Genomic DNA, 9,255 nt, shown 5'->3' on the forward strand with positions numbered 1-9,255 from the left:
ACGCAGGACATCTATTTTCGCCTGTGCACCTGCCTTTACGGGTACAAATTCTACCTTGCCCGCCTTGCCACCGAATATATCTTTTGATAGCGCCTCGGCTAGGGTCACCTCAAATCCTTGAAATTTGCCGTCTTCAAATTTACTAAAAGGCGGTTGCGCCTCAAATACGCCTACGCGCACACTGCCCGATTGCCTAATCTCAGATAGGGTATTTGCCACTACACTACTTGTAAATAGCAATAAAATTCCCAAAATTATCTTTTTCATATCGTTCCTTTAATTACAATGATTAGCCTAGCCGCGCATTCGCGTCGCTTTGGCAAGCCGTTTTAAGCCGGTCGTATATTATTCGCTCACTTCTCCTTTCGACATTTTTAAAATTTCTTTACCTTTGAAATTTTGCGGCGCATTTTACGCAAATTTCATTTAAAATACATTTAATCTGCGCCGTGATTTAGATCCCAATCGATCTCTCCCAGACCGTGCGCGCGTAGATATTCGTTGCATCTGCTAAAATGCTTGCAGCCAAAAAACGCTCCCCCCGCAAGCGGACTGGGATGCGCGGCGGTTAAAATGAGATGCCTCTGCGCATCGATCAGCGCCGATTTGGCTTTGGCGAAATTTCCCCACAGCATAAAGACCAAGCTTTGCCGCCTCGCGCTTAAAATTTTAATCACGGCGTCGGTGAAAATTTGCCAGCCGAAGCCGCTGTGCGAGTTCGCGCGGTTTGCGCCCACGCTAAGGCTCGCATTAAGTAGCAGCACGCCCTGCTTCGCCCAGTAGCTCAGATCGCCGCTAGCAGGCTCGCTGATACCCAGATCGCTCTTAATCTCTTTGTAGATATTTACGAGGCTAGGCGGAATTCGCACGCCGCGCGGTACCGAAAAGCTAAGCCCCATCGCCTGATGTGCGCCGTGATAGGGATCCTGCCCCAAAATCACCGCGCGCACCCGCTCAAACGGAGTGAGATTAAAGGCGTTAAAGATCAAATTTCCCGGCGGATAAACGATCTCGCGCGCCTTTGCGGCGAGCAGGTTTTCTTTGATCTTTGCAAAATACTCGCTTAAAAATTCCTCCCTAAGCGCCTCTTTCCAACCGCTCTCGATCCTCACGTCGTCTAAGTTTATCTGCATGCTAGCCCTTTAAGCTTTAATAAATTAACGTCCTAATTTTACAATAAATTTTAAAAATAGTCTCACTCGCACGCGCCGCTGCAATCAAAGGCGGATCGCACCGCCGCCGCAACCGATCCCGCCGACTTATAGGCGCCGCTATACGATCACGATCAAAAGCGCCATAAATAGTAGCAGGGCAATCGTTTTTTTATCATCGTTAAGCAGGGTCTGCGGATAAAAAGCAAACAAAATCGCGTAGGCAAAAAGCGCGATTGCGAACTCCCACGGGTTATTATCTCTGAATTTTAACCTATAAGCGACCCGAAAGATATATGCGAAAGCAGCGATAAAATTTGAGCCGATTTCATTCTGTCTTTGTGATCTCCTATTTTATGTAAAACCCATTATATCGTTATTTTATCTACTTCGATAAACGTCCGTAAGACTAAAGTCCAATCTTTCAAATCTTTAAATTTTATCCTAAAGGCTTTTAAATTTAGTTCGCAACGTTATATTAAATCGGTCGTAAGTAAATTTAGCGCACACTATTAATACCCCATTTTATTTATTTGAATTATATTAAGTTCCGGATAAAAAATAACCTCGTGATCATAATCGCTCGGTTGTCCCGATTCGTGCTCTTTTTTGTGCCATATTCGCCTTTTATCGTTCACTATTGCCGTTATATTTAAATTTTTGATCGAACCATATATCAAATACTCCCGACTGCCGGCATAATAATAAGACGGCATCGCCCACGATAGTTTAAATTCATGCAAATTTGTAGTTTCAGCTATGCAATCGGACTTGGAAACAAACTCGTAACCCTCTTGCAGCATTTTTTGTTGCGTCAAAATAAAAGGCTTATCCGCCTTTATAAAATGCGCGTAACAGATACAAGTCTGTATTTTTTCACTACACGATAAAGGAGGACTTTTTTTGCGATAAATGAGTAAAGTTTCTCCCTTCGTATTTGTTAAGGCTTCAAATTTAGCCAAATTTTTATTTTCTATATATGAAAAATCCGTATTAAGGGGTGAAAATAGAAAGGCTATAAATAAAACAAACAATATCAATGCCGCAAACGATAATATCAATGATGCGAGTATGGCGATCTTGATGACTTTCCACAATATTTTTAATATCTTTACTGCTTGCATTAAGATTTACCTTACCCTCTATTTTAAAATTTACTGCGGTATTTATAAACTTGCGCCGCCGATCTTAGCGGGTCTTTAAAATTTCATCGCGTGAGCTTGCTTCTAAAGCCGTAATACGGATAATCCATTGCCGCAGCGGCAGCCTCTCGCGCAGAGGCGCCTGCGAATTTTTCGATCACGCAAAGTCCAAGCTCGATGGAGCTACTCACGCCGCCAGCAGTGATGATCTCGCCTCCTTCTGGCAGGCTATCGCGCACAAGCCGCTCGTGCACCACATCCGCGCAGTAAGGCGCCAGCAGATCGTAGCAAAACGGATGCGTAGTCGCGCGCTTTCCGCGCAAAAACCCCGCCGCGCCCAGAAGTAGCGAACCGGTGCAAACGCTAAACTTATACTTTGCATCGCGCGCGGTTGCGAGCCACGAGATGAAGCCCGCATCGTCTTTAAGGCGACGCGTTGCCATACCGCCCGGCACAAAAACCGCATCAAAGCCGCCTAGATCGGTCGTGATCTCGCCCACGTCGATCGTAAGACCGCCGCTATCCGAAACCTGTCGCTCGCGCGAGCAAAACCTCATCTCAAGCTGCGGGCGAACGGCTTTGAGCCTTAGCATACAATCGTAAAATCCCACAAAATCGAGGTGCGTCTGTCCGTTAAACATCACAAGCGCTATGTTTTTCATGATCCGTCCTTTAAATTTATCGCTCGCCTATGAGCTTTCGGTTTGCCGCCGCTGCAATTCTCGGCGCTGCAAGTCGTAAAATGCGCGGCGGCTGAATTTTGATACCGCAGGCTGCCAAAAAACCCGCTCAAGCGACTTTTAAATTTTACTCGCATTAAAAACTTGCAGAATTGTACCGCCCGCGAATTAAATTTCAGAAGCGGTTAAAATTTTGCGCGCTTTTTATTCCGCTTTACTCAGACCTACAAAAGCCCGCACGCCCGCATAGTGCAGCCTTTTTGAAACATTCTCAAATTCTAAATTCCAAACTACCTCGTCGTATTTCCATTCAAACGGCGCTTTGTAATTCGTCCAAATTTCATACGCGCGTTCGTTTAGCCGCCCAATCAACGCAGAAATCCCTAAATCGCCGCCCGCTATCTCCATCATCAAATGCCAGTTATCCAAATCGGCGGGGTTTTCGGTGTGGATGGATTTTTCGCGCGGCAGATAATACACAAAATCGCCCGTATCAAAGGGAAATAAAGTATGACACAGCGCAATGCCGTAAATTTTTTGAGCGAATACGGTCGGAAGCTGCTCGTCCGAATAACCAAAAGTTGAAACGTATAAAAAACTGCGCAAAATGCCAGCTAAATTTCTACAAACGGGCGCAAAGGCATATCTGCATGTCTGCTGCGTTAAGGCGCCGTTTCTAATAAAACTTATAGCGCTATCGATCTCTTTTCTTCTTGCTTGCACGTATTTTGTCTTTTTAAATCGCCAAGCCTGCATCAGCTGCAAAGAGCTGTCGATAACTCGCAAATGCTTGTCTCTTTTTTCATCCGTCGTGCCGCTTAGCTCCGCAATCCTCGCAACGGCCTGCCTCCAAAACGGGATCAGGGTTTTTACCCACCCCAAGTAGCTAAGATAAAGCGCGTCCGGCTCCTCTTTTTCAAAAGCCGCTCTCATCTGCGTAAGTTTTATCATCGCAAGCCCCTTATATCAAAATTTTATCCCGCTCGCTACTCCTCGCCAGGCGTCTTCTTTCCGCTCGCCATGCAGCTTTGGAATATAAATTTATGCTCCTGCGGCAGCGCTTCGTAAATTTTACCCGCAAGCTCGCGGATCTCCCAAAGTGCCGCCTTGCTAGAGCGCAGAGCGAGGAAGTTTTGCAAGCTGCGTGCGTTTATGCTCCAGCTAAGCTCGCTCTTGTAGCACTCGGGCAGGCAGTATTTGGCGATATCAAGGCTGATTGGGGTTTGTAAGATTACGCGCAGATTTTCAAGAGCCGCGACGCTTGCGTTATCGACCGCTTCGTTGCCTGTAAGCACGATGTATCGCGCGGCGTTTTCGAAATCGCCTTGCGCGAAGCTGTCCTCGCCGCGCAATTCTTTGAGAGTGTAGCGCGTGGATTTTACGCTAAGGCTTGCTAGGCGGTGGCGCGCCAGCTCCTGAAGCAGCGCGCGCGAAATACCGCTGATGTAGAAGTTGTAGTAGAGGTGCTCCAGCGTGCTTGAGTGCTTGAGCTGATTGCCGACGCGGTCAATGAGCGCTAGGTCTTTGGCGCCGCCGCAATCGCCGCGCTCAAAGCTCTGCCAGCAGGTGCGGATCGCATTTGAGCAGACCCAAAGCGGAGTGAAATTTAGAAGTTTGACTTGCATGATTATCCTTTGAAATTTTAAGCGCATTTTAACGCTATCGCACTTTTAAACCGATAAAATTTCGCAAAACGACGCTTTTAATAAACGAAGCTTGCGCCTAAGCTTTGCAAGCAGAAATACTTCATTTTATCTTTTTCCGCTGCCGCCGCCGCGAGAGATTAAAATTTCATCCAGCTCGTAGCGCGTGTGCGGATATTTGCTAGGCTCACCACGTCCCAAAACCACGACGATTGCAGGACGAAATTTCGCCTCTAAAGCGCAGAATTTTTCCAAAGCCGCGGCGTCAAAGCCGGTCATTATACACGAGCGCACGTCAAAGCCCTCGGCAATATTAGCGATATTTGCCGCTAAGATATAAAGCTGCTTGGTCGCGTAGTTCATCAGCGCTTCGTCGTCTAAGCCCGCAAATTTCGCGCGGAAATAATTCATCGCAGCTTCATATTTTTGCGAAGTGTTTGCGCGACGGCGGACGGTGCGCTCTAAATACGCTTCGCCCACGCGCAGATCGTTACGCGCGATTAAAATCACGGCGTGCGAGCACTCGGCTACTTGTGGCTGGCTGTTGCAGGCTACAGAAAGCTCTTTTAGCTCACAAGGATCCGAGATTATCATCATCCTCCACGGCTCTAATCCGCATGAGCTGGGACTTAAGCGCGCAAGATCAAGTATCTCGCGCACGAGCTCGCTATTTAGCTTGTCACTGCAAAATTTACGGCAGCTGTGGCGAGAGAGCATCACTTCTTTTATCGATTTCATTTTATCTCCTTTAAAATTCGCGGCATTATAACGGGTTTGCCTAAATTCCACCCGGCTAGCTTGGCGAGTTAAGCTATATTTTGCTAATATTGCTCTTTTAAATTCCGCCACAAGGCATAATATGAATGATAAATTTAGCAAAATCGGCTTCATCCTCGCAGTCGCAGGCAGCGCCGTGGGGCTCGGTAATGCGTGGAAATTCCCCACTTTAGTGGGCACCAACGGCGGCAGCGCATTTATCTTGCTATATCTTTTGCTGACGCTTTTGGTTAGCTTCGTGATTTTTTTAGCCGAGATCGTCATCGGCAGGCTAAGCGAAAGTGATCCGGTGCGCGCATTTGAAAAACTCGCGCCCTCATACAAAGGCGCATGGAAATACGCGGGATTTTTTATGATTAGTGCGCTTTTGATCTATGCTTTTTACAGCGTCGTAATGGGTTGGATCCTAAAATACGTGGTCTCAAGCGCTTTTTATCTGCCAAAAAGTATAGATGAAAGCGGCGCAGCGTTTAACGCACTTTTAGGTAGCGACTTTTTAAGCGTGGCAGTGTGCTTTACCATAGCGTCGGCGTTTTGCTTTTTCATCGTATCTAAAGGTGTCAAAAGCGGCATCGAGCGGCTTAATGTCTGGATGATGCCCGCGCTATTTATTTTGCTAGTTTTGATGCTAATTTACGCCGCGAGTTTCGATGGATTTGGACGTAGCGCGAAATTCCTACTGGTGCCAGATTTTTCCAAGCTTAATAAAGATAGTGTTCTTTCGGCGCTAGGACTTGCGTTTTTTACGCTCTCGCTGGGCGTTACTACGATTATGACCTATGCTGCAAGCCTGCCTGCGCGCACCAATATCCTAACCTCAAGCATAAATATCGTCTGCATTAATGTCCTAATCGGCGTGATGATGGGACTTATCGTCTTTACTTTCATCTTTGAATTCGGCGGCGATCCCAAAGCGCAAGGCCCAGGGCTAGTGTTTGTCTCGCTGGTGGTACTTTTTTCAAAGCTCGGTGCGATCGGAAACATCCTAGCCTTTTTATTTTTCACCTCGCTATTATTTGCGGCGATTACTTCTGCAATTTCGATGCTGGAGCCTGCGATTTATTATCTCGCAAACTCCCGCAAGCTAAGCCGCAAGCGCGCTTCGCTTTTAGTTTTTGCCGTGACGTATGTTTTAGGGATATGCTGCATTTTGGGTTATTACGGGGGCACGAGCGAATACTTTAGCCTAGGTGGCAAGAGCTTTTTTGACGTGCTTGATTACCTAACCTCAAATATTCTGATGCCTCTTAGCGGTATAATAGTGGCGATTTTCGTAGGGTTCGTGATCAAAAAACGAGCCGTCGAAATTCTACTGCGCCCATATATGGGACGAATGGGCTTTAAGCTGTGGTATTTTGTGCTATTGCGCTTCGTGGCGCCAGTCGCGATCGTAGTGATAGCACTCAATCAGTTAAAAATTTTAAATTTTTAAATTTTGTAAAGCAGGTGGATAACATGGATTTAAAATTTGGCGCTAAAGCAATCCAAAAGCAACGCGCCAAATTTCATAGCGAACTTGCGGCAATCCGTTAGCTTTGCAGCGATAGTTTAAAATTTTATGTTTAGATAGAGGAAGATCAAAGTATGTAGCGGCAATCAGCTTTCGGCGCGACCGCGGCAACCCGCATGGCGATAGGTGCGAGCGGCAAAGGCGTCGTGGCGCAGCCGCGTCTGATCGCGCTGTGGAATTTTAAAATTCTAAACCGAGACGGTTGGTGTGCAGCCGCCACGATAGTTTATGACGCGACCTACGCAATGTGCCGCAGAAGCGGCGCGTAAAATTTTGTGGTGACCCGCGTAAAATTGTGCTTGGAATTTTAAAATTTAGCGCCAAAGCAGCCCAAAAGTAGCGCGCCAAATTTCATGGCGAGTTTGCGTAGATAGTTTGGAATTTTAAAATTCCATAGCTTTAAAATTTAAAAAATCATCGGAGAGAAAATGAACGATAAATTTAGCAAAATCGGCTTCATACTTGCCGTCGCAGGCGGCGCGGTGGGGCTTGGCAACGCGTGGAAATTCCCCACCCTCGTGGGTCAAAACGGCGGCAGCGCTTTCGTGCTTTTATACCTCGCGCTCACGCTGGGCGTGGGCTTTAGCATATTCCTAGCCGAGATGGCGCTAGGCAGGCTAAGCGGGAGGGATCTACCGAGCGCTTACGAGACGCTGGCGCCGCGCGGCGGGCGTAAATGGCGCGCGGGAGGCGTTTTCATCGCGGGCGGTATGCTGGTGCTGTCCTTTTACCTCGTCATCCTCGGCTGGGTGATCCGCTACATATTTTTGGGCTTTTCTCCGCTACCCGCAACCGCCGAGGAAGCGGGCGCCGTCTTTGACGATCTCATCTCGCATTCGCTAGCCACGAGCCTGGGCTTTTACGCGCTTGCGCTCGTGCTGACGCTATCCGTCGTCGCGCGCGGCATCAAAAGCGGTATCGAGCGGCTCAACGTCGTGATGATGCCGCTGCTTTTCGTGCTGCTGCTCGCGATGCTTGCGTATGCGTGCACGATGCAGGGCTTCGGCGCGGCGGCGAAATTTCTTTTCTACCCAGACTTCGGCAAAATCACCGTTAACTCCGTCCTCTCCGCGCTCGGGCTCGCGCTCTTTACCCTGTGCGTGGGCGTCGGCTGTATCGCGGCATACGCGGCGTCGCTTAGCGAGGGTGTGCGGCTCGTGCGCAGCTCGGTAAACATCGTATTTATAAATATCGCAATCGGGCTGATGATGGGGCTCATCGTCTTTACTTTCATCTTCGAATTCCGCGCCGATCCCGCGCAGGGTGCGGGGCTCGTCTTCGTCTCGCTCACTACGATGTTTGCAAAAATGGGGCTAGCGGGACAGGTGCTTGAAGTCGCGTTTTTCGTCTCGCTCTTTTTCGCGGGGATCACGAGCGCGGTTTCGATGATCGAGCCTTTCGTCTTCTATCTCATCGGCAGATTTAAAATTTCGCGCCTGCGCGCAGTCTGCGTCTCGGGGTGCGTCATAGCGGTGCTAGGCGCATGCTCGCTGCTATCGATGCACGCGGATTATGCGAGCAAGCTTAAGTTTTTCGGCGCGAGCTTTTTTGACTGCTTGGACTTCGTAAGCTCAAATGTCATGCTTCCTCTAGGCGCGCTAACCTCGGCGATATTCGTGGGCTTTGTGATGGATGCACAGCGCCTGCGCGGGCTTTTCGGCGCCGATATGGGCGAGCTGGGATTTAAAATTTGGTACTTTTCGCTGCGCTTTGTAGCGCCCGTCGCGATCGTGATCATAATGGCAAATCTGCTGTTTTTCGGCGGAAAGTAGGAAGTGATTCGGTTAAATTTAAAGCGGCACGGTTTAAATTTAACCCCTCTTTGGGCGAGCTAAATTTAAACGTTAACATCGCAGCCCGTTAGGCTCGTATTTTAACTAGCGTTTTGCTAAAGGAGTAAATTTTGAAAGCTCTTAAATTTCTAGCCAAAGCCCTAATCGCCGCGCTCGGCGTTTGTGTGATCGTCGGCGCGCTTAATTACAGCGGGTTTAGCTTCGGCGATCTAAAATGGCTTAGTAAAGATGAGATGGTACAAAATTTCGTACAGGAAGAATTTAATGATTGCGTATATTACCATTATGATACATTTTATGCTCCTGATAAAAATTTAAGCTTCAATGAACTTATTTATACATTAGACAAAATATTTAAAAAGCATATGGATACTAAGACTTTTAGCCTATTTGATGATTTAAACTCAACTATTGGTTTAAATAAAATTACGAATAAAATAATATCAAATAAAACCGTTCCTTGGAATTTTGTCGATTTTGTCCATCATCATACAGATAGAAATGTTGATATAAATGGCAACTACTCATATACGCCATTTCAAGGTAATAAAAAGATAAA

General features: G+C 47.4%; 11 protein-coding genes and 1 pseudogene. 5 read left to right on the top strand and 7 right to left on the bottom strand.

Annotated features, from left to right (window positions below):
* The 3 genes and pseudogenes from Q0095_RS01725 to Q0095_RS01735 form a co-directional block, all read right to left on the bottom strand.
* Window positions 1–267 (bottom strand): annotated as a pseudogene (locus Q0095_RS01725) (amino acid ABC transporter substrate-binding protein); the annotation flags it as partial.
* Window positions 268–437: 170 nt separating this feature from the next.
* Window positions 438–1,133 (bottom strand): uracil-DNA glycosylase, encoded by a 696-nt coding sequence (gene ung, locus Q0095_RS01730; RefSeq protein WP_297880792.1) that lies wholly within the window; start codon window positions 1,131–1,133, stop codon window positions 438–440.
* A gap of 530 nt (window positions 1,134–1,663) precedes the next feature.
* Window positions 1,664–1,969: a hypothetical protein gene (locus tag Q0095_RS01735; protein ID WP_297880794.1), complete on the bottom strand. Its 306-nt coding sequence runs from the start codon at window positions 1,967–1,969 to the stop codon at window positions 1,664–1,666.
* 94 nt (window positions 1,970–2,063) lie between these two features.
* Here Q0095_RS01735 and Q0095_RS01740 point away from each other — a divergent pair, with 94 nt between their 5' ends.
* On the top strand, window positions 2,064–2,354 hold the full coding sequence (locus Q0095_RS01740; protein ID WP_297880796.1) for a hypothetical protein: 291 nt from the start codon (window positions 2,064–2,066) through the stop codon (window positions 2,352–2,354).
* Window positions 2,355–2,358: 4 nt separating this feature from the next.
* Here the strand turns inward: Q0095_RS01740 and Q0095_RS01745 are convergent, their stop codons facing one another.
* The 4 genes from Q0095_RS01745 to Q0095_RS01760 form a co-directional block, all read right to left on the bottom strand.
* Window positions 2,359–2,955, bottom strand: a complete 597-nt coding sequence (locus Q0095_RS01745) for a DJ-1/PfpI family protein (RefSeq protein WP_297880798.1) — start codon at window positions 2,953–2,955, stop codon at window positions 2,359–2,361.
* A gap of 222 nt (window positions 2,956–3,177) precedes the next feature.
* Entirely contained in the window at window positions 3,178–3,924 is a 747-nt protein-coding gene (locus tag Q0095_RS01750; protein ID WP_297880800.1) for a hypothetical protein, read from the bottom strand.
* Between the two features lie 35 nt (window positions 3,925–3,959).
* Complete coding sequence (thyX, locus tag Q0095_RS01755; protein WP_297880802.1) at window positions 3,960–4,598, bottom strand: FAD-dependent thymidylate synthase; 639 nt, start codon at window positions 4,596–4,598, stop codon at window positions 3,960–3,962.
* A 126-nt stretch (window positions 4,599–4,724) separates the two neighbouring features.
* Complete coding sequence (locus Q0095_RS01760; protein WP_297880804.1) at window positions 4,725–5,354, bottom strand: nitroreductase family protein; 630 nt, start codon at window positions 5,352–5,354, stop codon at window positions 4,725–4,727.
* 121 nt (window positions 5,355–5,475) lie between these two features.
* Here Q0095_RS01760 and Q0095_RS01765 point away from each other — a divergent pair, with 121 nt between their 5' ends.
* The 4 genes from Q0095_RS01765 to Q0095_RS01780 form a co-directional block, all read left to right on the top strand.
* Complete coding sequence (locus Q0095_RS01765) at window positions 5,476–6,825, top strand: sodium-dependent transporter (RefSeq protein WP_297880806.1); 1,350 nt, start codon at window positions 5,476–5,478, stop codon at window positions 6,823–6,825.
* Window positions 6,826–7,019: 194 nt separating this feature from the next.
* Window positions 7,020–7,172 carry a hypothetical protein gene (locus Q0095_RS01770; RefSeq protein ID WP_297880808.1) on the top strand — a complete coding sequence of 51 codons (153 nt, stop codon included), beginning with the start codon at window positions 7,020–7,022 and terminating at the stop codon, window positions 7,170–7,172.
* Window positions 7,173–7,331: 159 nt separating this feature from the next.
* Window positions 7,332–8,675, top strand: a complete 1,344-nt coding sequence (locus Q0095_RS01775; protein ID WP_297880809.1) for a sodium-dependent transporter — start codon at window positions 7,332–7,334, stop codon at window positions 8,673–8,675.
* Between the two features lie 131 nt (window positions 8,676–8,806).
* A partial coding sequence (locus Q0095_RS01780; protein ID WP_297880811.1) for a hypothetical protein occupies window positions 8,807–9,255 on the top strand: 449 nt, incomplete at its 3' end.

The sequence above is a fragment of the uncultured Campylobacter sp. genome (genome assembly GCF_938045535.1).
Lineage (GTDB): Bacteria > Campylobacterota > Campylobacteria > Campylobacterales > Campylobacteraceae > Campylobacter_B.

Excerpts from the sequence above, each read along its gene's own strand:
- ung (WP_297880792.1), bottom strand. The coding sequence starts at position 1,133 with ATGCAGATAAACTTAGACGACGTGAGGATCGAGAGCGGTTGGAAAGAG.
- Q0095_RS01740 (WP_297880796.1), top strand. The coding sequence starts at position 2,064 with ATGAGTAAAGTTTCTCCCTTCGTATTTGTTAAGGCTTCAAATTTAGCC.
- Q0095_RS01745 (WP_297880798.1), bottom strand. The coding sequence starts at position 2,955 with ATGAAAAACATAGCGCTTGTGATGTTTAACGGACAGACGCACCTCGAT.
- Q0095_RS01750 (WP_297880800.1), bottom strand. The coding sequence starts at position 3,924 with ATGATAAAACTTACGCAGATGAGAGCGGCTTTTGAAAAAGAGGAGCCG.
- thyX (WP_297880802.1), bottom strand. The coding sequence starts at position 4,598 with ATGCAAGTCAAACTTCTAAATTTCACTCCGCTTTGGGTCTGCTCAAAT.
- Q0095_RS01760 (WP_297880804.1), bottom strand. The coding sequence starts at position 5,354 with ATGAAATCGATAAAAGAAGTGATGCTCTCTCGCCACAGCTGCCGTAAA.
- Q0095_RS01765 (WP_297880806.1), top strand. The coding sequence starts at position 5,476 with ATGAATGATAAATTTAGCAAAATCGGCTTCATCCTCGCAGTCGCAGGC.
- Q0095_RS01770 (WP_297880808.1), top strand. The coding sequence starts at position 7,020 with ATGGCGATAGGTGCGAGCGGCAAAGGCGTCGTGGCGCAGCCGCGTCTG.
- Q0095_RS01775 (WP_297880809.1), top strand. The coding sequence starts at position 7,332 with ATGAACGATAAATTTAGCAAAATCGGCTTCATACTTGCCGTCGCAGGC.